Raw genomic sequence first — 23489 nt, 5'->3', positions numbered from 1 at the left:
GATTCAATTCTCTCGACGGTCTCGAATTTCAGGGGACGTCGCTACGACATGCCGGGGCAGGGTCACGCGGATCCGTGTGCCACGTTGCCGTTCGATGTCGGCCGGGCTGTCGATGGTGATTTGCCCATAATGCTCTTCCACGATGGAATAGACCAGAGCGAGCCCCAGTCCGGTTCCCTCGCCTGGGTCCTTGGTGGTGAAGAACGGTTCGAACAGGCGGTCCATGATGTTTTTCGGGATCCCGCTGCCTTCGTCCTCGACGATCAGGTCCACGGTGTGTTCGAACACCGAGCTGCGCACCCGCACGGCGCTGCCCGCAGGCGATGCATCGCGGGCGTTGGACAGCAGGTTGATGAGCACCTGGGCCAGGCGCTGCGGGTCCCCTTCGACCCAGTGGTCCGGGTCGCAGAGGTTGAAGAACTGCACTTCGAAGTTGCGCCGGTTCAAGGCCAGCAGGCCAATGGCATCCTGCGCCACCTCGGCCAGGCACACCGGCTCCTCGCTGTTCTGGTGGCTGCCGCCGGCATGGGCGAAGCTCATCAGCGACTGCACGATGCGCGACACGCGCTTGGTTTGTTCGAGGATCTGGCTCGACAGCTCGATGATCTCGCCGTCGCCCTCGCGTTCCTCGCGCAGGTTCTGCGCAAGGCAGGCAATGCCGGTGATCGGGTTGCCGATCTCATGGGCCACCCCGGCGGCCAGGCGGCCAATGCTGGCCAGGCGCTCGGAGTGCACCAGCTTGTCTTCCAGGGCCTGGGTTTCGGTAAGGTCTTCGACCAGCAGCACCAGGCCGCTGTTACCGGGGGCCAGGGGCTCGTCGATGGCCGCCTTGTGCAGGTTCAGCCAGCGCGGCTGGCCGTCCAGCGCCAGGCGCTGCTTGTGCAAGTGCTCGTCGGGCACGTTGATGAAGCCTTGCAGCAGGGCGCGCCAGGGCTCGGCGATGGTGACCAGGCGTGAGCCGACCACATGCTTGGCGGCAATGCCGGTCAGCTCCTCCATGGCCTTGTTCCACATCAGGATCTCCTGGTCCTTGGCCAGCGAGCACACGCCCATCGGCAACTCCTGCAGGGTTTGCCGGTGGTAGCGGCGCAGGGCGTCGAGTTCGGCGGCCAGGCCGGTCAGGCGCGAGTGGTAGTCTTCCAGGCGGCTTTCGATGAAGTGGATGTCCTCGGTCACGTAGTTCTCGTTACCGGACTTGTACGGCAGGAACGTCTCGACCATGTCCTGGGCCACGCTTGGCCCCATCAGGCCGGAAAGGTTGGCCTCGATGCGGTCGCGCAGGCGGCGCAGGGCGTAGGGGCGGCGCTCGTCGAACGGCAGGTAGAGGTCGCGCAGGGCCTGCTCGACTTCCTTCTGCGCCGCCTTGGCGCCCAGTGGCTTGGCCAGCTGGGTGGCGAACTCCTGCGGCGAGGCGGCATGCAGTTCGCGCCGTTGCGGGCGGCGCACGTTGTCCACGGCGCAGGCTTCGGCAGCACTGACTTCCTCGGTACTGGCGTTGGTGAACAGCGAGATCAGGGTGAACAGCAGCACGTTGGCAGCCAGCGAGGCGATCGCTGCCATGTGCCAGCTGGTGTCGTCCAGCACGTAGATCATGTCCAGCAGGGGTATGTAGAAGCCCTGCAGGTTGCCCAGCAGCGGCAACAGCATGGTGACGAACCACACCAGGGTGCCGGCCAGCAGCCCGGCAATGAAGCCGCGGCGGTTGGCGGTGGGCCAGTACAGCACCGACAGCACGCCCGGCAGGAACTGCAAGGTGGCGACGAAGGCGACGATGCCCAGGTTGGCCAGGCTCTGGTGGTTGTTCTGGGTCAGGTAGAAGACGAACCCGGCAGTGATGATGGCGACGATCAGCGCCCGGCGGGTCCATTTCAGCCAGCGGTAGATGTTGCCTTCGGCCGGCGGCTGGTACAGCGGCAGCACCAGGTGGTTCAGGGCCATGCCGGACAACGCCAGGGTGGTGACGATGATCAGCCCGCTGGCCGAGGCCAGCCCGCCGACATAGGCCAGCAAGGTCAGGGCCTGATTGTTGGCGGCGATGCCCAGGCCCAGGGTGAAGTATTCAGGGTTGGTGCTGGCGCCCAGGCGCAGGCCCGCCCACAGCACCAGGGGCACGGCCAGGCTCATCAGCAGCAGGAACAACGGCAGGCCCCAGCTGGCGCTGACCAGCGAGCGCGGGTTGAGGTTTTCGGTGAAGGCCATGTGGTACATGTGCGGCATGACGATGGCCGAGGCGAAGAACACCAGCAGCAGGGTGCGCCATGGGCCTTCCTGCAGCGGCGTGTGCAGCGCGGCCAGGGCGGTTTGGTTCTGCAGCAGCCACACCTCCAGCTCGTGCGGGCCGCCGAACACGCCGTACAGCGCGTACAGGCCGATACCACCCAGGGCCAGCAGCTTGATGACCGACTCGAAGGCAATGGCGAACACCAGGCCTTCGTGTTTCTCACGGGTGGCGATATGGCGCGAGCCGAAGAAGATGGTGAACAGGATGATCAGCGTGCAGAAGGCGAACGCCACCCGGGCCTTGACCGGCTCGCCGGTGAGAATGCTGATGGAGTCGGCCACCGCCTGGATCTGCAACGCCAGCAGGGGCAGCACGCCTATCAGCATGATCACCGTGGTCAGCGCGCCGGCCCAGGTGCTGCGAAAGCGGAACGCCAACAGGTCGGCCAGCGATGACAGCTGGTAGGTGCGGGTGATTTTCAGGATCGGGTAGAGCAGCACCGGGGCCAGCAGGAACGCACCGGACACGCCCAGGTAACAGGCGAGGAAGCCGTAGCCATACTGGTAGGCCAGGCCCACCGAGCCGTAGAAGGCCCAGGCGCTGGCGTACACGCCCAGCGACAGGGTGTAGGTCAGCGGGTGGCGAATCACTGCGCGCGGGATCAGCCCGCGTTCGCTGACCCAGGCCACGCCGAACAGCACCATCAGGTACGCGGCGCTGATCAGGATCATCTGGGTCAGGCTAAAGCTCATCGGCATCTCGTTGGCTCTGCAGGATGAAGGTGACGACGATCAGGATCAGCCAGAGCAGGTAGGGGCGGTACCAGGCTCCGGTCGGCTCGATCCACCAGTCCATGATGGCCGGGGAGAACAGGTAGATCCCCACGACCAGAAGCAGGACCAAACGATAGATGTACATGCTGGCCTCGATGGTTGGGCGCTGCGGGCTTGGACTTATTATTGGCGCAAATGGCGGGGGGGATGCTAGCGGGAATCGGTGGGGTTCGCCAAGGGTTTGAAATTATTGGGCTTTTGGATTGTGGTGGCTGTTATGCAGGGAACCCTGTAGGAGCGGGCTTGACCCGCGAACACCGGCGAAGCCGGTGCCATGCACTGCGGCGCTTGTTTCGCGGGGCAAGCCCGCTCCTACAGGGCGCCGGCAAGCCGTCAGTACAAGTCCGCCTCCGGCACCGTCCCCCGCCGGGCAATCGCTTCCGGCCGCCATTGCTTGCGGGCCTCGGCCAGCACCTGGGCGGGCGTGGCCAGCAACCACTCAGGTTCGGTCGCCTGCCCCAAGGCCCGCAACGCGCGCAGCAACAATGGCGTCGCATGCTCGGCCTGCAGCGGTGGCGAACGGTACGACTTACCCAGCTTGTGCCCATCAGGCTGCACGATCAGCGGTATGTGCAGGTAGCGCGGCTGCGAGAACCCCAGCAACTCCTGCAGGTACAGCTGGCGCGGGGTGTTGTCGAGCAGGTCGGCCCCACGCACGATGTCGGTGACGCCCTGCCAGGCATCATCCAGCACTACCGCCAGCTGGTAGGCATACAACCCGTCACGGCGCTGGATCACGAAATCCCCCACCTCACGCCCCAGGTGCTGCTGGAACTCGCCCTGCACCCGGTCATTGAAGCGGTACAACAGCTCCGGCACCCGCAGGCGGATCGCCGCCCCTTCGCGGGCATGCCCGGCGTTGCGGCAAAAGCCCGGGTAGATGCCGTTGTAGCCTTCCAGCTGCTTGCGCGAGCAGGTGCAGGCATAGGCCAGGCCCTGGCTGAACAAGCGGTCGACCACGGCGGCATAGGCGTCGTGGCGCTGGCTCTGGAACACCACCTCGCCATCCCAGTGCAGCCCATAGCGCTCCAGGGTTTGCAGGATGGCGTCTCGGGCCCCGGGCATTTCCCGCGGCGGGTCGGTGTCTTCCATGCGCAGCAGCCAGTGGCCATCGACGGCGCGGGCATCGAGCCAGGAGGCGAGGGCGGCGACCAGCGAGCCGAAGTGCAGGAAGCCGCTGGGGGTGGGGGCGAAGCGTCCGATGTAACGGGAGTCTTTCATGGCGTTGCCGGGCGTATAAATGAAACGGGGCGCAAGATGCGCCCCGTTCGGATGGGATAAGGGTCAGCCTTTGCCGACGGTCTTTTCCTTTTTCTCGGCGATTTCCTTGCAGTCGAAGCACAGGTCGGCGGTCGGGCGGGCTTCCAGGCGGCGCAGGCCGATCTCGATGCCGCAGGACTCGCACCAGCCGTACTCGTCGGCCTTGATCTTGTCGAGGGTCTTGTCGATTTTCTTGATCAGCTTGCGCTCGCGGTCGCGGTTACGCAGCTCAAGGGCGAATTCTTCTTCCTGGCTGGCACGGTCAGCCGGGTCGGGGAAGTTGGCTGCCTCGTCCTTCATGTGGTCCACGGTACGATCCACACTGACCATCAGCTCGCCTTTCCAGGCATTGAGGAGCTTGGTGAAGTGCTTCTTCATGGGCTCGCCCATGTACTCCTCACCCTTGGTCTCTACGTAGGGTTCGACACCGTACATGGTCGTCTGGACTTTTTGCTTTTCTACGGTGGACATGAATAGACCGCCTCTCACTCATCTGATCCAATGCGCAGGCTGCTCCATCTCCGGCACCCGCCGGCCCTGCGACTGCGAGCCGCCGAACTTACCAGATAGATCGGGGGTGCGCTACCCCGCCCGATCCTAGCTGTTGACAGCGCCGCGCGGCGCACGTTCGATGCCGTGCGCAGGTAGAATCAACAGTTTAGACCCAATTGAGAGAAGGTCATGGCCCACCCCTACAGTGCGCGCAGCCGCGCCATCGAACCCTTCCATGTCATGGCGCTGCTGGCGCGGGCCAACGAGCTGCAGGCGGCCGGGCACGACGTGATCCACCTGGAAATCGGCGAGCCGGACTTCACCACCGCCGCGCCCATCGTCGCCGCCGGCCAGGCCGCGCTGGCGGCGGGCCACACCCGCTACACCGCCGCCCGTGGCCTGCCGGCGCTGCGCGAAGCCATCGCCGGCTTCTATGGCCAGCGCTACGGGCTGGCCGTCGACCCCGAGCGTATCCTCATCACCCCCGGTGGCTCGGGCGCGCTGCTGCTCGCCAGCAGCCTGCTGGTGGACCCCGGCAAGCACTGGCTGCTGGCCGACCCGGGCTACCCGTGCAACCGGCACTTCCTGCGCCTGGTGGAAGGCGGCGCGCAACTGGTGCCGGTGGGGCCGGAGGTCAACTACCAGCTGACCGCCGAGCTGGTGGGGCGCCATTGGGACAACGACACGGTGGGCGCGCTGGTGGCCTCGCCGGCCAACCCTACCGGTACGGTGCTGGGCCGCGATGCCCTGGCCAGCCTGTCCCAGGCCACCCGTGAGCGCCACGGCCACCTGGTGGTGGACGAGATCTACCACGGCCTGACCTACGGCATGGACGCGCCAAGCGTGCTGGAAGTGGACGATGGGGCCTTCGTCCTCAATAGTTTTTCCAAGTATTTCGGCATGACCGGCTGGCGCCTTGGCTGGCTGGTGGCGCCACCGGATGCCGTGGCTGACCTGGAGAAGCTGGCGCAGAACCTTTACATCAGTGCCCCAAGCATGGCCCAGCATGCTGCGCTGGCCTGCTTCGAGCCTGAAACCCTGGCGATCTTCGAGGAGCGCCGTGGCGAATTTGCCCGCCGTCGCGACTACCTGTTGCCAGCGCTGCGCGAGCTGGGCTTCAAGATTGCCGTCGAGCCCCAGGGCGCGTTCTACCTGTATGCCGACATCAGCGCCTTTGGCGGCGATGCCTTCGCGTTCTGCCAGCACTTCCTGGAAACCGAGCACCTGGCGTTCACCCCAGGCCTGGATTTTGGCCGCCACCTGGCCGGCCATCATGTGCGCTTTGCCTACACCCAGAGCCTGCCGCGCCTGGAGCAGGCGGTGGAACGCATCGCCCGTGGCCTGCGCAGCTGGCAGGGGTAGGGCATGCACTTTCCATTGCTCGAACAAGGGCGCCTGCTGCGCCGCTACAAGCGTTTTCTGGCCGACATCGAGCTGGCCAGCGGCGAGCAGCTGACCATCCACTGCCCCAACACCGGCTCGATGCTCAACTGCATGCGCGAAGGCGGGCAGGTATGGTTCAGCCGCTCCAACGACCCCAAGCGCAAGTTGCCCGGCACCTGGGAAATCAGCGAAACGCCCCAGGGGCGCCTGGCCTGCATCAATACCGGGCGGGCCAATGCGCTGGTTGAAGAGGCGCTGCGCGCCGGGGTTATCCGCGAGCTGGCCGGCTTCACCGCGCTCAAGCGCGAGGTGGCCTACGGCGAAGAGGGCAGCCGGGTGGACTTTCGCCTGGAGTTCCCGGCAGGGCCGGCCTATGTCGAGGTCAAGAGCGTCACCCTCGGCTACCCAGGCACCGCCGTGGCGGCCTTCCCCGATGCCGTGACCCAGCGCGGCGCCAAGCACCTGCGTGAACTGGCGGCGCTGGCCCGCCAGGGCATACGGGCGGTGCAGCTGTACTGCGTGAACCTCACCGGCATCGAGGCCGTGCGCCCTGCCGAAGAAATCGACGCCGCCTACGCCAAGGCGCTGCGCGCGGCAGTGGCAGACGGCGTAGAGGTGCTGGCCTACGGTGCGCAGCTCGATGCCGGGCAAATCGTCATCGATCGCCCGCTGCCGGTGCTGCTCAATCCTTGAGCCAGATGCCCTGGCTGTCTTCCAGGCAGCCCAGGGCCTGCAACATGTCACCCTCGCAGGGGCCCGCCACGCATTCGCCGCTGTCGATCAGAAACAGCGCCCCATGGTGGGCGCAGTGAATGAGGCTGGCGCTGTCGTCGAGGAAGGCATCCTCGGCCCAGTTCAACGGGATGCCGCGATGGGGGCAGCGGTTGCGGTACAGGTACACCTGGCCGTGGCGGCGAACGCCGAACAGGTCGATGCCGTCTACGCTGAAGGCGCGGCTGTGGCCTTCGGCCAGGGCGGTGGAGGAGCAAACGAAGTGCATGGCAGGGAAGGCTCGTGAAACAAGTGATGGCTTGACGCCTCAATGCGAATAATTATCAAATTGCCCGCATTCGCTGCGCCAGCCGCCCATGGTGCGCAGTTCTGCCGCTCGCCACAAGGCGTGTGGCCCGCCTTTAGAAGGAAACCCCAATGATGCGCCGTCCCGCTGCCTTGCTCGCCTTGTGCGCAGCCCTCGTTGCTTCAACCCAGGCTCTGGCTGCCGACCTGCCACAGCGCTGGGTCAGTGCTGGCGGGGCGTTGAGCGAGTGGATCAGTGCCCTGGGCGGCGAGCCGCGGTTGGTGGGTGTCGACACCACCAGCCAGCACCCCGAATCGCTGAAGGCGCTGCCGAGCATCGGTTACCAGCGGCAGCTGTCTGCCGAAGGCATTCTCAGCCTGCGCCCGGATGTGCTGGTGGGCACCGAGGAAATGGGGCCTCCGCCAGTGCTGGCGCAGATCCGCAAGGCGGGGGTGCGGGTGGAACTGTTCTCCAGCCAGGCCGAGCTCACGGCCGTGGATGAAAACCTCAAGCACCTGGGCAGCCTGCTGGGCGCCCAGGCGCAGGCCGCGCAGCTGGCGGCGGATTACCACCAGCAATTGCAGGCGCTGCAGGCCCAGGTCAAACAGGCCCAGGCCAACCATAAGGCCCCCGGCGTGCTGCTGCTGGTAGGCCATGCCGGTGCCAAGCCGTTGATCGCCGGGCAGGGCACGGCGGGTGACTGGGTGTTGCGCCAGGCAGGGGGGCATAACCTGGCTGAGCATCAGGGCTACAAGAACTTCTCCAACGAGGCCTTGGCCGCGCTGGACCCGGATGTGGTAGTGGTGTCCGACCGTGCCCTGACCGGGGAACAGGCCCTGCAGGCACTGATCAAGGAAAACCCGGCCCTGGCGGCCTCGCGTGCCGTGCGTGAAAAGCGCCTGATTTCGCTGGACCCAACCTTGCTGGTCGGTGGCCTCGGCCCGCGTTTGCCGGCGACCCTTCAGCAACTGGCGACCGCCTTCTACCCGGCTAGCACTGCTCGATGAAGCAACGGATTCAGCCACGCACCCTGTTTACCTGCCTGACCTTCTTGTGCCTGTTGGCAATCTGGCTGTCGCTGGCCCTGGGGCCGGTGAGCCTGCCGTTGGTCGATACCTTGCGTGCCGGGTTGCGGCTGTTGGGGCTGCCAGTTGCCGCCAATGGCCTGGAACAGGCCGAGATGATCCTTGGCCAGATTCGCCTGCCGCGGACCTTGCTGGGCCTGGCGGTGGGTGGCGTGTTGGCGTTGTCTGGCGTGGCCATGCAGGGGCTGTTTCGCAACCCGCTGGCCGATCCTGGGTTGGTGGGGGTAGCGGCTGGCGCTGCGATGGGGGCGGCCGTGGCGATTGTCGGCGGCAGCTGGCTGGGCGGCATCCCGGATGTGCTTGCCCCCTACCTGTTGTCGCTGTGCGCGTTCATTGGCGGGTTGGGCGTGACGGCGTTGGTGTACCGCCTGGGGCGGCGCGACGGGCAGACCAACGTCGCCACGATGCTGCTCGCCGGTGTGGCGATGACCGCCCTGGGCGGCGCGGCAGTAGGTTTGTTCTCCTACCTGGCCGACGATGCCACCCTGCGGACCCTGACCTTCTGGAACCTGGGCAGCCTCAATGGCGCCAGCTATGACCGGCTTTGGCCATTGCTGCTGGTGGCCGGAGGCGTTGCGCTGTGGCTGCCACGCCGGGCACAGGCGTTGAATGCGTTGCTGCTGGGCGAGTCGGAGGCCCGCCACCTTGGCGTCGACGTGGAACGGCTCAAGCGCGAGCTGGTGTTGTGCACGGCGCTGGGCGTGGGCGCGGCGGTGGCGGCGGCCGGGCTGATCGGCTTTATCGGCCTGGTGGTGCCGCACCTGGTGCGCTTGCTCGCCGGGCCCGATCACCGGGTGGTGCTGCCCGCTTCATTGTTGGCCGGTGGCGTGTTGATGCTGTTTGCCGACCTGGCCGCGCGCTTGCTGCTGGCGCCTGCTGAGCTGCCGATCGGTATCGTCACGGCGTTTATCGGGGCGCCGTTCTTCCTGTTCCTGCTGATTCGGGGGCGCAGCTGATGTTGCGAGTAGAAGGCCTGCACTTGCGCCGTGGCGACAATGACGTGCTGCAGGGTATTGACCTGCAGCTGGAGCCGGGGCAAGTGGTGGGTGTGCTGGGCCCGAACGGGGCTGGCAAGAGCAGCCTGCTGGGCGTGATGTGCGGGGAGCTTGCGCCTGACCGCGGGCGGGTCACCCTACACGACAGGCCTCTGGCGGACTGGGCCGGCCAGGCGCGCGCCCGGTCGCTGGCGGTACTGCCGCAGGCTTCGAGCCTGGGCTTCTCGTTCAAGGTCGAGGAAGTGGTGGGCATGGGGCGCATGCCCCACGGCACCGGGCAACAGCGCGATGCGCAGATCGTCGAGGCCGCCCTGCGCGCCGCCGACGCCTGGCACCTGGTGCAGCGCAGTTACCTGGCCTTGTCCGGTGGCGAGCGGCAACGGGTGCACCTGGCACGGGTGCTGGCGCAGCTGTGGCCCGGTGACGAGGGCGCCACGTTGCTGCTCGACGAGCCCACCTCGGCGCTCGACCCCTTGCACCAGCACACCACCCTGGACGCCGTGCGCCGGTTTGCCGACCGGGGCGCGGCGGTGCTGGTGATCCTGCATGACCTGAACCTGGCGGCGCGCTACTGTGACCGTATCCTGCTGCTCGATGGCGGGCGCTGCCATGCCCTGGCCACGCCGGCAGAAGTGCTGACCCCGCTGGCGCTGAAGGCTGTGTTCGGCATCGACGTACTGGTGCAGCCCCACCCGGAACGGGGGCACCCACTGATCATCACCCGCTAGGAGGCCTTGCCCATGCGTCATCCTGTACTGACCGGTAGTGTGCTGGGCTTGCTGTTGATGCTGGGCGGCTGCCAGGCCAGCCTGCCGCCCTTGCCGGCCTGGCAGGCCAGCGAGGGGCGCCAGGATGCCGAACTTGGGCAAATTCGCGACCTGGCCAGCGGCCAGCTCATCAGCCCCGCGCAACTGGTTCGGCAACTGGCGGATGCACCCCGTGTGCTGGTGGGCGAGAAGCACGACAACCCCGACCACCATGCCTTGCAGCTGTGGCTGATGCGGGCGCTGCAGGCGCGCCGCGCCCAGGGCAGCCTGTTGCTGGAAATGCTCCAGCCCGAGCAGCAGGCGCGGGCCGATGCGCTCGCCGGGCAGGCGCAACTGCCCCAGGACCTGCCCAAGGCGCTGGCCTGGGAGCAGGGCTGGGACTGGCAACTGTACGGGCCCATCGTGCGTGAAGCCTTGCAGCAGCATGTGCCGCTGTTGGCGGCCAACCTGTCACCGAGTGAAGTCCGCCAAGCCTATGGCCAGCCCACGGCGGTGCCCGGCCAGCGCTCGAATGCGCCGCAGGTGAAGGCGGCGCTGCTGGAGCAGGTGCGCCAGGGGCATTGCGGCTTGCTGCCGGAAAGCCAGTTGCCGGCGATGCTGGCGGTTCAGCAGCAGCGTGACCGGCGCATTGCCGAGCGCCTGTTGGCGGCGCCACAGCCGGCCCTGCTGTTCACCGGGGCTTATCACGCGCGCAAGGACCTGGGGGTGCCGTTGCACTTGGCGGATTTGGGCGCCAAAGGGCAAAGCGCGGTGCTGCTGCTGGCGGAAGTGGGCGAGGTGGTGACACCTGGGATGGCCGATTATGTGTGGTATACGGCGGCGCTGCCGGAGCAGGATTATTGCGCGCAACTGCGCAGGTAGAAGAACGCACCGGGGTTACATCACCCGTTAGAGGCGCGCTTATCGGCAGGCAAAAAAAAGACCCGGCAAAATGCCGGGTCAATAACCGTGATTAGCCTGATGAGGAGATAATCTGAGAGTCCGAACCAGGGGCTCTTAGCTTATCCAACCAGTCTCGCGACCAGTTGTGATAATCATAACGATTCTCATTTCGACGTCAATCCCCTGTGAGCATTAATTTCCATTTTTTTTCGCTGCGCAGGTTTTGGCATCGAGTTGCTGGTTGAGCGCTTCCTTGCGTTCGGCCGGCAAGTCGTTCCAGTGCATGTCCAGCAGCGCGCCTTCAATCGCGTACAACAGCACTTTCGAGGCCCGGAAACCGCGGGTCTTCACTGCTTGATAAGCACCCACCGCACCTAACCGACGCAGGTCCGACGCACTGTGGATACCGGCCGCATGCAACCACTGCGCGGAGGTCTTGCCAAGGTTTTTCAGGTGCTGCAATTCATCGTTCATCGAGCCTCCTTGCGATGGCTGAACGGGTCGTGGGGATAAATCGCGAGCAGGGCAGAGAGGAGTGTAGCGGGGGATGGTAAATGCGCGGCCTTTTGCCATCGGCGGCGACGAGCTGCCGCCGATGCGGGCCTTTTGCATACTTGTAGGAGGTCGCCCAACCCCTGTAGGAGCGAGCGTAGCTCGCGATGGGCTGCAAAGCAGCCCCGGCGTGATGAGCAACGCTGGGGCCGCTGCGCGCCCCATCGCGAGCTACGCTCGCTCCTACCAGGGCGGCGCTGGCCTGCTGGATCAGCAGGCGATGCAAGCTTACAAACCAGGCAACCGCTGGCGAATCTGCTCGATCACCTGGTCCATGCTGCCGCCGTCCTGGGTATCGACGCCGGTACTCTGGGCCAGTTCATCGGCGCTCAACGGCTCGCGGCTGGCCTGCTGGGCCTTGACCACTTCCAGGGTGGCGTCCGACGGGTCCGCGTTCTCGGCCTGGCGCTGGGCCAGCCAGCTGGCGATCACCGCCTCCGGGGCGTGGCAGTCGAGGATCAGGAACGGCACGCCGGTCTCGCGGGCAACCGCCGCTGCGTCCTGGCGCTGTTGTGCCTTGAGGTAGGTGGCATCGAGCACCACCGGGAAGCCGGCGCGCAGGATGGTCGCGGCCAGGGCGTGCAGGCGCTGGTAGGTCGCGGTGCTGGCGTCCTGGGCATAAATGCCGCTGGCCAGTTGGTTGGCGTCCTGTGCCTGCTGCTCGCCGAACAGGCGCTTGCGCTCTACATCCGAACGCACCCGCACCGCACCCAGGGCCTCGACCAGGCGCATGGCCACGTGGCTTTTGCCCACCGCCGAAACACCGTGGGTGATGGCCAGCAGGCGCGACGGGATGGCGCTGTAGCTTTCGGCCAGGTTGGCGTAGTTGCGGTAGGTGCGCAGGGTGGTGGCACGCTGCACGCCGTCGGCGTCGGCCGGCAGGCTGAACAGGGCAACCTTGGCCCGGACCAGGGCGCGGTAGGCCTTGTAGAAATTCAGCAGCTCCAGGCCTGCGTAGTCGCCGGTCAATTCCAGGTACTGGCTGACGAAACGCCGGGCCAGGCACTTCAGGCCACGGTCTTCCAGGTCCATGGCCAGGAAGCCGACGTCGGCATACACGTCGGTCAGGCGGAACGGCTCGTTGAACTCGATGCAGTCGAAAATCACCACCTTGCCGTCGATCAGGGTGGCGTTGCCCAGGTGGATGTCACCGTGGCATTCGCGGATGAAACCGTCGGCCTTGCGCGCCTGGAGCAGGCCGTGCAGGCGCTCGAAGCTGCTGCGTGCCCAGGCCTGGAGGTTGTCCAGTTGCTGCAGGTCGGCCTTGTCGCTGAGGAACGGGCGGATCTGCTCGAAGTTCTGCTCAACCGGCGCCATCACGCTGTCCGGAGTGCCCAGCGGGTGCTCGACCGGCACTTTCGGTGCCTGCAGGTGGAATTCGGCAATTTGCCGGGCCATCTGGTCGATATGGCCGGCATTGAGCTCGCCATTGGCCTGCAAGGTGCTGAGCATCTGGCCCTGGGGGAACTGGCGCATCTTCAGCACGAACTCGATCGCTTCACCGTCACCGCCGATCTGCGGGGCCTCGGCGCTGCCGGTAATCGGCAACACGTCCAGGTACAGGCCTTCGGTCAGGCGTTGGTTGAGGCGCAACTCTTCGTGGCAGAAGTGCTGGCGCTGGTCGAGGCCGGTGAAGTCGAGGAAGCCGAAGTTCATCGGCTTCTTGATCTTGTAGGCATACTCGCCAGTGAGCAGGACCCAGGAGATGTGCGTCTCGATCAGTTGGAACCCGTCCACGGGGTGGGGGTACAAGGCAGGGTTCTGCAACGCGGTGATTAGGGCTTGGCTCACAGGAAATCCTTCCGGGCTCAGGGAATTCGAAAGCGCCATTATGGTCAATGGTGCCGTCCCTGCCTACCGCCAGGGGGCGCCTGCCCACCTTTTATAAAGTGCGTATAATCCGCCGCCATGACTCGAACCCGAAATTCCCGCACCCCTCAGAAACGCCCGACCGGCCGCTCGCGCGCCTGGCTGGGCTGGGCTTTGAAGCTCAGCCTGGTCGGCCTGGTGATCGTTGCCGGCTTCGCGGTTTACCTCGATGCCATCGTTCAGGAGAAGTTCTCCGGCAAGCGCTGGACCATCCCGGCCAAGGTGTATGCCCGGCCGCTGGAGCTGTTCAGTGGCCAGAAACTGAGCAAGAACGACTTCCTGACCGAGCTCGATGCCCTCGGCTACCGGCGTGAAAGCGCAGCCAACGGCCCGGGCGCGGCGGCGATCAACGGCAATACCGTCGACCTCAATACCCGTGGCTTCCAGTTCTACGAGGGCATGGAACCTGCGCAATTCGTGCGCGTGCGATTCTCCGGCGACTACGTGGCGGACCTGGCCGGCGCCAATGGCAAGAAACTCGACGTGGTGCGCCTTGAACCGCTGATGATCGGCGGCATCTACCCGAAAAACCTCGAAGACCGCATTCTGATCAAGATCGACCAGGTGCCGCCTTACCTGCTCGAAACCCTGGTGGCCACCGAAGACCGCGACTTCTATCACCACTTCGGCGTGTCACCCAAGTCCATCGCCCGGGCCATGTGGGTGAACACCTCGTCCGGCTCGATGCGCCAGGGCGGCAGTACCCTGACCCAGCAGTTGGTGAAGAACTTCTACCTCACCAGCGAGCGCAGCCTCAGCCGCAAGCTCACCGAAGCGATGATGGCCATGCTGCTGGAAATGCACTACGACAAGCGGGAAATCCTCGAGGCCTACCTCAACGAGGTGTTCATCGGCCAGGACGGCCAGCGTGCGGTGCACGGCTTTGGCCTGGCCAGCCAGTTCTTCTTCAGCCAGCCGCTGTCGGAGCTCAAGCTGCACCAGATCGCCTTGCTGGTGGGCATGGTCAAGGGCCCGTCCTACTACAACCCGCGCCGTTACCCGGAACGTGCCCTGGCCCGCCGCAACCTGGTGCTGGACCTGGTGGCCGAGCAGGGCGTGGCCACCCAGGCCGAAGTCGATGCGGCGAAGAAGATGCCACTGGGCGTGACCAAGCGCGGCAGCCTGGCCGACAGCTCGTTCCCGGCCTTCCTCGACCTGGTCAAGCGCCAGCTGCGCCAGGACTACCGCGACGAAGACTTGACCGAAGAAGGCCTGCGCATCTTCACCAGCTTCGACCCGATCCTGCAGATGAAGGCCGAAACCTCCATGGCCGAAACCTTCAAGCGCCTGGCCGGGCGCAAGGGCGCCGACGAGGTGGAATCGGCAATGGTCGTGACCAACCCGGAAACCGGCGAGGTGCAGGCCTTGATCGGCAGCCGCCAGTCGGGCTTTGCCGGCTTCAACCGCGCCATCGACGCCGTGCGCCCGATCGGCTCGCTGGTCAAGCCTGCGGTTTACCTGACTGCACTGGAGCAGCCCAGCAAGTACACCCTGACCACCTGGGTGCAGGATGAGCCATTCTCGGTCAAAGGGGCCGATGGCCAGGTGTGGCGCCCGCAAAACTACGACCGGCGCCCGCATGGCACCATCTACCTGTACCAGGGGCTGGCCAACTCGTTGAACCTGTCGACGGCCAAGCTGGGCCTGGAAGTGGGCGTGCCGAACGTGATCAAGACCATCGGCCGCCTGGGCGTCAACGTCGACTGGCCGGCCTTCCCGGCGATGTTGCTCGGCGCCGGTGGCATGTCGCCGATGCAGGTTGCGACCATGTACCAGACCATCGCCAACGGTGGCTTCAACACGCCGATGCGCGGTATCCGCAGCGTGCTCACCGCCGAGGGCGAGCCGCTCAAGCGCTACCCGTTCCAGATCCAGCAAACCTTCGACCCGGGGTCCATCTACCTGGTGCAGAACGCCATGCAGCGGGTGATGCGTGAAGGTACTGGCCGCTCGGTGTACAACGTGCTGCCAAGCTCGCTGACCCTGGCGGGCAAGACCGGCACCAGCAACGACTCGCGCGACAGCTGGTTCTCGGGCTTCAGCCAGGACCTGCTGGCGGTGGTGTGGATGGGCCGCGACGACAACGGCAAGACGCCGTTCACCGGTGCCACCGGCGCGCTGCAGGTATGGACCAGCTTCATGAAGAAAGCCGAGCCGCTGCCGTTGGACATGCCGCAGCCAGACAACGTCGTGCAGGCCTGGATCGACCCCTACAGCGGCAAAGGTTCCGACAGTAGCTGTCCGGGTGCCGTGCAGATGCCGTATATTCGCGGCAGCGAGCCGCCTGCCGGGGCAACCTGTGGCGGTGAGCAGAATCCGGCAGAGTCGGTCATGGACTGGGTCAAGGGCTGGATGAACTGAGCCCTGAGCAGCATTGATGAGGTGTGAATTGAATAAGTGGCTGTTTCCTGCCGTGACGGCGCTGGTAGTGCTCCAGGGGTGTTCCAGCGTCCAGCGCGGCAATATTCCGGTGGTGGATTCCAGCACCCGGGTGTCCAACAGTGAACGGATGCAGGCCAACCGTGCCCCTGTGGCGACGGGGCGTGGCACCGCGCAGGCGCAGTCGCTGCCTGAGGACTCCGGCGTCACCGTGATGATCCCGCAGGGCGCCGGTGCCTCCGGCATCCAGACCTTCCCGGCGAACAACGGGGCGGCGCCGATCAGCACCGGGCCGATTACCCCCGGCCCTGTAACATCGGCGCCGATGACCACCAATCCCAACCCGATTGCCGACGAACCGTTCGACATCGCCTCGATGAACAGCGCCCCGGCCGCCACCAGCGCACCCACCGGCATTCCCCGCAGCGGCGCATCCGGAGGCCTGTCGGCCGACGAACAGCTCGACGGCCCGGTGCTGGCGCTGCTGACCACGGCCCAGTCGCAACAGGGCAGCGGTGACTTCAATGGCGCCGCCTCCAGCCTGGAGCGCGCCCAGCGTATCGCCCCGCGTGAGCCGCAGGTGCTGTTCCGCCTGGCCCAGGTGCGCCTGTCCCAGGGCGATGCGCCCCAGGCCGAGCAACTGGCACGCCGCGCCCTGACCTACGCCAACGGCCGCCCTGACCTGCAGGCCGAGCTGTGGAACACCATCGCCCAGGCTCGCGAGAAGCAGGGCGACAGCGCCGGCGCCGCACTGGCCCGGCAGAAAGCACGGGTGAGCTCCTGATGGTCGAGCAGCGGATCCTCGACATCGCCGACCACCTGCTGCTCATCGAGCGTGAGCTGCAGGTGCAGGGCTGGTGGGACGACGAGGCCCCCAGCGACGAAGCACTGGCCAGCACCGTGCCGTTCGCGGTGGATACCTTGAGCTTTGAGCAGTGGCTGCAGTGGATCTTCCTGCCACGCATGAAGATCATCATCGAGCTGGGCCAGCCGCTGCCCAATGCTTCGAGCATCCTGGTGATGGCCGAAACGGTGTTCACCGATCGGCCGGAGCAAAGTCGCGAGCTGCGCCGACTGTTGGCAGCTTTCGACCAATTGATCGCTCCTTCCGCCTGATTTCTTCAGTTTTTCCTTCAAGGGCCGCAGATTGTGGCCCTTTTTTGTGGAAATCTTCTTTTTTCTGCTGCCGACTAGGTTTTTAGTGGTGGCAGGAATTCATCTTGGGGAAAAATTGGCAATAATTTTTCTTGACTTGTTGCCGCCAAATCACAAGAATCCAGATTCCGCTGTAGAGGGACTGCCAGAAGCAGACCCGCTAAGCAGATCATGAGGCGCACACCCGCGCCGACCTGTTACACCCCGCAACGCGTTACCTCGCGCTGGGTGGGATAACCCCGCAACACTCTGGGGCGCTCCCAATACTTGCTCAGTCAGTGCTGACGTTCGCTCATGCTCTGCTTGGCAGTAAACCTATTAAGACCCGTCCATCGAGGGCGGTATTCTGGCGTTTTAGAGGTGAACAACGTGGAGCTTTTATCTGGCGCTGAGATGGTCGTCCGCTTCTTGCGTGACGAAGGCGTTAAGCACATCTACGGGTACCCTGGTGGTGCTCTCCTTCATGTTTACGACGCACTGTTCAAAGAACCGGAAGTGGAACACATCCTGGTTCGCCACGAGCAGGCGGCAACCCATATGGCGGACGGCTACGCCCGCGCCACCGGCAAGGCCGGTGTGGTGCTGGTAACCTCCGGCCCGGGCGCGACCAATGCCATTACCGGCATCGCCACCGCCTACATGGACTCCATCCCGATGGTCATCCTGTCCGGCCAGGTGCCTAGCACCATGGTGGGCACCGATGCCTTCCAGGAAACCGACATGATCGGTATCTCGCGGCCGATCGTGAAGCACAGCTTCATGATCAAGAACCCGACCGAGATCCCTGAAGTACTCAAGAAAGCCTTCTACCTGGCGCAATCCGGTCGCCCAGGCCCGGTCGTGGTCGACATTCCAAAAGATATGACCAATCCGGCCGAGAAGTTCGAGTACGTCTATCCGAAGAAGGTCAAGCTGCGCTCCTACAGCCCGGCCGTGCGTGGCCACTCCGGCCAGATCCGCAAGGCGGCCGAGATGCTGCTGGCTGCCAAGCGCCCGATCGTCTACGCCGGCGGCGGCGTGATCCTCGGCGGGGGCTCCGAAGCCCTGACCGAAATCGCCAAGTCGCTGAACCTGCCAGTCACCAACACCCTCATGGGGCTGGGTGGCTTCCCGGGTACCGATCGCCAGTTCCTCGGCATGCTCGGCATGCACGGCAGCTTCACTGCCAACATGGCCATGCACAATGCCGACGTGATCTTCGCCGTCGGTGCGCGTTTCGACGACCGCGTGGTCAACGGCCCGGCCAAGTTCTGCCCGAACGCCAAGATCATCCACGTCGATATCGACCCGGCGTCGATCTCCAAGATGATCAAGGCTGACGTGCCGATCGTAGGCCCAGTCGACAGCGTGCTCAGCGAAATGCTCGGCATCCTCAAGGAAATCGGCGAGCAGCCTGACAAGGCGGCGCTGGATGCCTGGTGGAAGCAGATCGACGAGTGGCGTGGCAATGGCGAACTGTTCCCCTACGACAAGGGCGACGGCAATGTCATCAAGCCGCAGAAAGTCATCGAGACCCTGTGCGAAGTGACCCATGGCGATGCCTTCGTCACCTCCGACGTGGGCCAGCACCAGATGTTCGCTGCGCAGTACTACCGCTTCAACAAGCCGAACCGCTGGATCAACTCCGGTGGCCTGGGCACCATGGGCTTCGGCTTCCCGGCGGCGATGGGCGTGAAGCTCAACTTCCCCGACCAGGACGTGGCCTGCGTGACCGGCGAAGGCAGTATCCAGATGAACATCCAGGAACTGTCCACCTGCATGCAGTACGGCTTGCCGGTGAAAATCGTCAACCTGAACAACGGTGTACTGGGCATGGTTCGCCAGTGGCAGGACATGGCCTACAACGGCCGTCACTCGCACTCCTACGTCGAGTCGCTGCCTGACTTCATCAAGCTGGCCGAGGCCTATGGTCATGTGGGCATCCGCATCACCAGCCTGAAGGACCTCAAGCCGAAGCTGGAAGAAGCGTTTGCGATGAAGGACCGCCTGGTGTTCATCGACATCGCGGTCGACCGCAGCGAGCACGTCTATCCGATGCAGATCAAGGATGGCTCGATGCGTGACATGTGGCTGAGCAAGACGGAGCGTACCTGATATGCGGCACATCATTTCCCTGCTGCTGGAAAACGAACCCGGTGCTCTGTCCCGTGTGGTCGGCCTGTTCTCCCAGCGCAACTACAACATTGAAAGCCTGACCGTGGCGCCGACCGAAGACCCGACTCTGTCGCGTCTGACGCTGACCACCGTTGGCCATGACGAGGTGATCGAGCAGATCACCAAGAACCTGAACAAGCTGGTCGAGGTGGTGAAACTCGTCGACCTGTCGGAAAGCGCTCACATCGAGCGTGAACTGATGCTGGTCAAGGTCAAGGCCACCGGTGCCCAGCGCGCCGAGATCAAGCGCACCACGGATATCTTCCGTGGCCAGATCGTCGACGTGACCGCCAGCGTGTACACCGTGCAGCTGAGTGGCACCAGCGACAAACTGGACAGCTTCATCCAGGCAATCGGCACCGCGTCGATTCTCGAAACCGTGCGCAGCGGCGTTACCGGCATTGCCCGTGGCGACAAAGTGCTCAGCATCTAAATTCAAAAATTAGCGATGGCTCCGCAGGGGCCGAGATATAACCAGGGGTATTTTCATGAAAGTTTTCTACGATAAAGACTGCGACCTTTCCATCATCCAGGGTAAGAAAGTCGCCATCATCGGTTACGGTTCCCAAGGCCACGCCCAGGCGTGCAACCTGAAGGACTCCGGTGTAGACGTTACCGTCGGTCTGCGTAAAGGTTCGGCTACCGTTGCCAAGGCTGAAGCCCACGGCCTGAAAGTTGCCGACGTGGCCACCGCTGTCGCTGCGGCTGACCTGGTGATGATCCTGACCCCGGACGAGTTCCAGGGCGCTCTGTACAAGAACGAAATCGAGCCGAACATCAAGAAGGGCGCTACCCTGGCCTTCTCCCACGGCTTCTCGATCCACTACAACCAGGTTGTTCCGCGTGCCGACCTCGACGTGATCATGATCGCGCCGAAGGCCCCGGGCCACACCGTTCGCTCCGAGTTCGTCAAAGGCGGCGGTATCCCTGACCTGATCGCTATCTACCAGGACGCTTCGGGCAACGCCAAGAACGTCGCCCTGTCCTACGCCGCTGGCGTCGGTGGCGGCCGTACCGGCATCATCGAAACCACCTTCAAGGACGAGACTGAAACCGACCTGTTCGGTGAGCAAGCCGTTCTGTGCGGCGGTACCGTCGAGCTGGTCAAAGCCGGTTTCGAAACCCTGGTTGAAGCTGGCTACGCGCCAGAAATGGCCTACTTCGAGTGCCTGCACGAGCTGAAGCTGATCGTTGACCTCATGTACGAAGGCGGCATCGCCAACATGAACTACTCGATCTCCAACAACGCCGAGTACGGTGAGTACGTCACCGGCCCAGAAGTCATCAACGAAGAATCCCGCAAGGCCATGCGCAATGCTCTGAAGCGCATCCAGGACGGCGAGTACGCGAAGATGTTCATCTCCGAAGGCGCTACCAACTACCCATCGATGACCGCCAAGCGTCGTAACAACGCTTCGCACGGCATCGAGATCATCGGCGAGCAACTGCGCTCGATGATGCCTTGGATCTCGGCGAACAAGATCGTCGACAAGTCCAAGAACTAAGTAACATCGCTTCATGAAAAACGCGGCTTCGGCCGCGTTTTTTCGTTCTGGCTGCCTGCTTCTGGTATAAAGCAGACCAGTGGCCCGCCGTTAGAACCTGTTTCGCGGGCCCGTGTCGAACATTTTCCACCCTGTTGCAAGGTACCCTCCATGAGCGAACGTCCCGAAGAGCCGAACAAGGCCTCCGACGCCGAAAGCCTGCTACCTGTCGATGAGCACGTTGAAGAAGGGCATGACGCCGAAGGCCGCAAGGTGCGCCACCGCGGCATCTACCTGCTGCCCAACCTGTTCACCACCGCCAACCTGTTTGCCGGCTTCTATTCCATCATCAGCTCGATGAGCGCACAGAGCGCCCTGAGTGCCGGTGACCCACGCGAGGCGAGCAAGTATTTCGCCTTTGCCGCCATCGCCATCTTCGTTGCCATGGTGCTCGATGGCCTGGATGGCCGTGTTGCACGCATGACCAATACCCAGAGTGCCTTCGGCGCCGAGTACGACTCGCTGTCGGACATGGTTGCCTTCGGCGTCGCCCCGGCCTTGCTGGCCTTTGGCTGGGCGCTGGGCGACATGGGCAAGGTCGGCTGGATGGTTGCCTTCATCTATGTAGCCGGTGCGGCGCTGCGCCTGGCCCGCTTCAACACCCAGGTCGGCACCGCCGACAAACGTTACTTCATCGGCCTGGCCAGCCCGGCCGCGGCCGGTGTGGTGGCGGGAACCGTGTGGGCATTCAGCGACTATGGCATCCAGGGCTCGAAGCTGTCGTTCCTGGTGGCCCTGCTGGTGGCGGCTGCCGGCATGCTGATGGTCAGCAACATCAAGTACAACAGCTTCAAGGAGCTGGACCTCAAGGGGCGCGTGCCGTTCGTGGCGATCCTGGCGGTGGTGCTGGTGTTTGCCGTGGTGTTCAGCGACCCGCCGCGCATCCTGCTGCTGATCTTCCTTGCCTATGCAGCGTCTGGCCCTATCCAGTTCCTGCTGAAGGCGCGCCGGCGCAAAGCGTGAAAATCGCTTAATGCTGGAATAACCTTCCGGCTCCACAGTCTTACGGGTACATCCGTCATCCCGTGCTGTGGAGCCGCCCATGCTCATCAAGCTTCCCCGCTCCTCCGACTGCAAGCCGGCAGAGATCACCCCCGAAGGCATCTACCTTTCCCGTCGCACCCTGCTGGGTGGTTCGCTGGCAGGCCTGGCCCTGGGCGCGTTGCCTGGTGTGGGCCATGCAGCCGATGCCAGCCGCTACGCCGATGCCGAGGCCGGCGCCGCTCCGGCCTGGTTCAAGGACAAGCTGGCGGCTACGCAGTGGCAGGCAGTCACGGTCAAGGACGAGGCAATTACCCCGTTCAAGGACGCTACCCACTACAACAACTTCTATGAGTTCGGGCCCGACAAGGGCGACCCAGCAGCCAATGGAGGCAGCCTGAAGACCGAACCCTGGAGTGTGGTGGTCGATGGCGAGGTGGGTAAGCCGGGGCGCTACGCGCTGGAAGACTTCGTCAAACCCTACCAGCTTGAGGAGCGCATCTACCGGTTGCGTTGTGTCGAGGCATGGTCGATGGTCATTCCCTGGCTGGGCTTTCCCTTGGCGCAGGTGCTCAAGCAGGTGGAGCCGACTTCCAAGGCGCGCTACGTGCGCTTCGAAACGTTGAAGGACCCTGAGCACATGCCCGGGCAGCGCTCGGGGTTCGCCTTGATCGACTGGCCGTATAGGGAAGGCTTGCGCCTGGATGAGGCCATGCATCCCTTGGCCATTCTGGCGGTTGGCATGTATGGCCGGGAGCTGGCCAACCAGAATGGCGCGCCGCTGCGGTTGGTGGTGCCGTGGAAGTATGGGTTCAAGAGCATCAAGTCGATTGTGCGTATCAGCCTGGTGGCCGAGCAGCCGGGCACGACCTGGGAAGGGTTGGCGCCTACCGAGTACGGCTTCTATGCCAACGTCAACCCAACCGTCGACCACCCGCGCTGGAGCCAGGCACGTGAGCGGCGCTTGCCCAGCGGGCTGTTCAGTCCCAACGTGCGGGAGACGCAGATGTTCAATGGCTACGCCGATGAAGTGGCGTCGCTGTACACCGGGCTCGACCTGCGGAAGAACTATTGATGCGCTATCCCTGGTTTCGGCTGGCCATTTTCATGGTGGGCTGCCTGTTCCCTGCGTGGTGGTTATATGAGGCGGCGATGAACCTGCTGGGGCCGGACCCTGGGAAGATCATCATGGACCGCCTTGGGCTTGGGGCGCTGACGTTCCTGCTGGTGACCTTGTGCATGACGCCGCTGCAGAAGCTGACGGGGTGGTCGGGTTGGATCGTAGTACGCCGGCAGCTGGGGTTGTGGGTATTTGCCTATATTGTGCTGCACATCATGGCGTACCTGTTCTTCATCCTTGGGCTGGACTGGGGGCAGTTGGCGGTGGAGCTGCGCAAGCGGCCCTACATTATTGTGGGGGCGTTGGGGTTTCTGGGGTTGCTGGTGCTGGCGGTGACGTCGAACCGGTATAGCCAGCGACGGTTGGGGGCGCGGTGGAGGAAGTTGCACAGGTTGGTGTATGGGGTGTTGGGGTTGGGGTTGTTGCATTTTTTGTGGATCGTTCGCTCGGATTTGAGGGAGTGGGCTATTTATGCGGGTATTGGGGTTGTATTGATGGTGTTGCGGGTGCCTGTGGTTTCGCGGGTGTTGCCCAAGGTTGGCAGGAGGCCGGGGAGGGTGGTTTGAGGGGCGGGCTGTTTTAGGTCGGGTTGGGTTTGAGAGGTGCCAGCCGTTATAGGTGTGGCGCCTGTGAGATCGAGCGCCGCCCGCGCGGCGCTTCGCGAGCTTTGCCCGCTCCTACGTTTGTTTCGGGCCAGTGTTCATGTGGCCACCGCGCGCGGCCCCTTGTTTGTACGTCGCGATATCCAGGCATGCGCCAAGGCGTTCGCGCGCCAATCCCCCAGGCCCCACTGGCCCGA

22 protein-coding genes are annotated in these 23489 nt (G+C 64.4%); 15 read left to right on the top strand and 7 right to left on the bottom strand.

Annotation, left to right across the window (positions count from 1 at the left end):
- Positions 1-3: 3 nt before the first annotated feature.
- The 4 genes from F3J44_RS26615 to dksA all read right to left on the bottom strand — a co-directional run bounded on the left by F3J44_RS26615 (position 4) and on the right by dksA (position 4785).
- Positions 4-2973: a sensor histidine kinase gene (locus F3J44_RS26615; protein WP_167070116.1), complete on the bottom strand. Its 2970-nt coding sequence runs from the start codon at positions 2971-2973 to the stop codon at positions 4-6.
- Positions 2963-3139, bottom strand: coding sequence for a hypothetical protein (locus tag F3J44_RS26610; RefSeq protein WP_003250005.1), 177 nt, complete (start codon positions 3137-3139; stop codon positions 2963-2965). Before F3J44_RS26610 ends, F3J44_RS26615 begins: the two co-directional genes overlap by 11 nt.
- Before the next feature lie 248 nt (positions 3140-3387).
- Entirely contained in the window at positions 3388-4275 is an 888-nt protein-coding gene (gene gluQRS / locus F3J44_RS26605) for a tRNA glutamyl-Q(34) synthetase GluQRS (RefSeq protein WP_167277451.1), read from the bottom strand.
- A gap of 63 nt (positions 4276-4338) precedes the next feature.
- Positions 4339-4785 (bottom strand): RNA polymerase-binding protein DksA, encoded by a 447-nt coding sequence (gene dksA / locus F3J44_RS26600; protein WP_167070112.1) that lies wholly within the window; start codon positions 4783-4785, stop codon positions 4339-4341.
- A gap of 210 nt (positions 4786-4995) precedes the next feature.
- Between dksA and F3J44_RS26595 the strand changes: the two genes are divergently transcribed.
- Both F3J44_RS26595 and sfsA read left to right on the top strand, forming a co-directional pair.
- Positions 4996-6168 (top strand): pyridoxal phosphate-dependent aminotransferase, encoded by a 1173-nt coding sequence (locus F3J44_RS26595; protein WP_167277449.1) that lies wholly within the window; start codon positions 4996-4998, stop codon positions 6166-6168.
- 3 nt (positions 6169-6171) lie between these two features.
- Positions 6172-6882: a DNA/RNA nuclease SfsA gene (sfsA, locus tag F3J44_RS26590; RefSeq protein WP_167070108.1), complete on the top strand. Its 711-nt coding sequence runs from the start codon at positions 6172-6174 to the stop codon at positions 6880-6882.
- Here sfsA and F3J44_RS26585 read toward each other — a convergent pair.
- On the bottom strand, positions 6872-7189 hold the full coding sequence (locus tag F3J44_RS26585) for a Rieske (2Fe-2S) protein (RefSeq protein ID WP_167070106.1): 318 nt from the start codon (positions 7187-7189) through the stop codon (positions 6872-6874). The genes sfsA and F3J44_RS26585 overlap by 11 nt on opposite strands.
- A gap of 149 nt (positions 7190-7338) precedes the next feature.
- On the opposite strand from F3J44_RS26585, the gene F3J44_RS26580 reads away from it, so the two are divergent.
- The 4 genes from F3J44_RS26580 to F3J44_RS26565 are packed head-to-tail and all read left to right on the top strand — an operon-like array spanning position 7339 to position 10915.
- Positions 7339-8214 (top strand): hemin ABC transporter substrate-binding protein, encoded by an 876-nt coding sequence (locus F3J44_RS26580; RefSeq protein ID WP_167277447.1) that lies wholly within the window; start codon positions 7339-7341, stop codon positions 8212-8214.
- Positions 8211-9248, top strand: a complete 1038-nt coding sequence (locus tag F3J44_RS26575) for an iron ABC transporter permease (RefSeq protein ID WP_167277445.1) — start codon at positions 8211-8213, stop codon at positions 9246-9248. The genes F3J44_RS26580 and F3J44_RS26575 overlap by 4 nt, the downstream gene beginning before the upstream one ends.
- Positions 9248-10015 (top strand): heme ABC transporter ATP-binding protein, encoded by a 768-nt coding sequence (locus F3J44_RS26570; RefSeq protein WP_167070100.1) that lies wholly within the window; start codon positions 9248-9250, stop codon positions 10013-10015. The genes F3J44_RS26575 and F3J44_RS26570 overlap by 1 nt, the downstream gene beginning before the upstream one ends.
- A 12-nt stretch (positions 10016-10027) precedes the next feature.
- Positions 10028-10915 carry a ChaN family lipoprotein gene (locus tag F3J44_RS26565; protein WP_167277443.1) on the top strand — a complete coding sequence of 296 codons (888 nt, stop codon included), beginning with the start codon at positions 10028-10030 and terminating at the stop codon, positions 10913-10915.
- Positions 10916-11128: 213 nt separating this feature from the next.
- On the opposite strand, the gene F3J44_RS26560 is transcribed toward F3J44_RS26565, so the two are convergent.
- The gene (locus tag F3J44_RS26560) at positions 11129-11410 is read right to left on the bottom strand and encodes a TfoX/Sxy family protein (protein WP_167070096.1); all 282 of its coding nucleotides are present in this window, start codon (positions 11408-11410) and stop codon (positions 11129-11131) included.
- A 306-nt stretch (positions 11411-11716) separates the two neighbouring features.
- Positions 11717-13279 carry a bifunctional aminoglycoside phosphotransferase/ATP-binding protein gene (locus F3J44_RS26555; RefSeq protein ID WP_167070094.1) on the bottom strand — a complete coding sequence of 521 codons (1563 nt, stop codon included), beginning with the start codon at positions 13277-13279 and terminating at the stop codon, positions 11717-11719.
- A gap of 117 nt (positions 13280-13396) precedes the next feature.
- On the opposite strand from F3J44_RS26555, the gene mrcB reads away from it, so the two are divergent.
- From mrcB to msrQ, 9 genes are all read left to right on the top strand, one after another.
- The gene (gene mrcB, locus F3J44_RS26550; RefSeq protein ID WP_167070092.1) at positions 13397-15718 is read left to right on the top strand and encodes a penicillin-binding protein 1B; all 2322 of its coding nucleotides are present in this window, start codon (positions 13397-13399) and stop codon (positions 15716-15718) included.
- A gap of 28 nt (positions 15719-15746) precedes the next feature.
- Positions 15747-16520 carry a tetratricopeptide repeat protein gene (locus F3J44_RS26545; protein ID WP_205300202.1) on the top strand — a complete coding sequence of 258 codons (774 nt, stop codon included), beginning with the start codon at positions 15747-15749 and terminating at the stop codon, positions 16518-16520.
- Complete coding sequence (locus F3J44_RS26540) at positions 16520-16852, top strand: YqcC family protein (RefSeq protein WP_167277439.1); 333 nt, start codon at positions 16520-16522, stop codon at positions 16850-16852. Before F3J44_RS26545 ends, F3J44_RS26540 begins: the two co-directional genes overlap by 1 nt.
- Positions 16853-17260: 408 nt before the next feature.
- Positions 17261-18985, top strand: a complete 1725-nt coding sequence (locus tag F3J44_RS26535) for an acetolactate synthase 3 large subunit (protein WP_085677250.1) — start codon at positions 17261-17263, stop codon at positions 18983-18985.
- Between the two features lies 1 nt (position 18986).
- Positions 18987-19478 (top strand): acetolactate synthase small subunit, encoded by a 492-nt coding sequence (ilvN, locus tag F3J44_RS26530; RefSeq protein WP_003250040.1) that lies wholly within the window; start codon positions 18987-18989, stop codon positions 19476-19478.
- Between the two features lie 55 nt (positions 19479-19533).
- Positions 19534-20550, top strand: a complete 1017-nt coding sequence (gene ilvC, locus F3J44_RS26525; RefSeq protein WP_167070086.1) for a ketol-acid reductoisomerase — start codon at positions 19534-19536, stop codon at positions 20548-20550.
- 150 nt (positions 20551-20700) lie between these two features.
- The gene (gene pssA / locus F3J44_RS26520) at positions 20701-21552 is read left to right on the top strand and encodes a CDP-diacylglycerol--serine O-phosphatidyltransferase (protein ID WP_167070084.1); all 852 of its coding nucleotides are present in this window, start codon (positions 20701-20703) and stop codon (positions 21550-21552) included.
- Between the two features lie 79 nt (positions 21553-21631).
- Positions 21632-22645, top strand: coding sequence for a protein-methionine-sulfoxide reductase catalytic subunit MsrP (gene msrP, locus F3J44_RS26515; protein WP_167277437.1), 1014 nt, complete (start codon positions 21632-21634; stop codon positions 22643-22645).
- The gene (gene msrQ / locus F3J44_RS26510; protein WP_167277435.1) at positions 22645-23256 is read left to right on the top strand and encodes a protein-methionine-sulfoxide reductase heme-binding subunit MsrQ; all 612 of its coding nucleotides are present in this window, start codon (positions 22645-22647) and stop codon (positions 23254-23256) included. The genes msrP and msrQ overlap by 1 nt, the downstream gene beginning before the upstream one ends.
- The last annotated feature ends 233 nt before the right edge of the window (positions 23257-23489 follow it).

This window comes from Pantoea sp. Tr-811 (genome assembly GCF_011752535.1).
Classification (GTDB): Bacteria; Pseudomonadota; Gammaproteobacteria; order Pseudomonadales; family Pseudomonadaceae; genus Aquipseudomonas.
The sequence above is the reverse complement of the archived record's forward strand: the minus strand, read 5'-3'. Positions and strand labels throughout refer to the sequence as shown.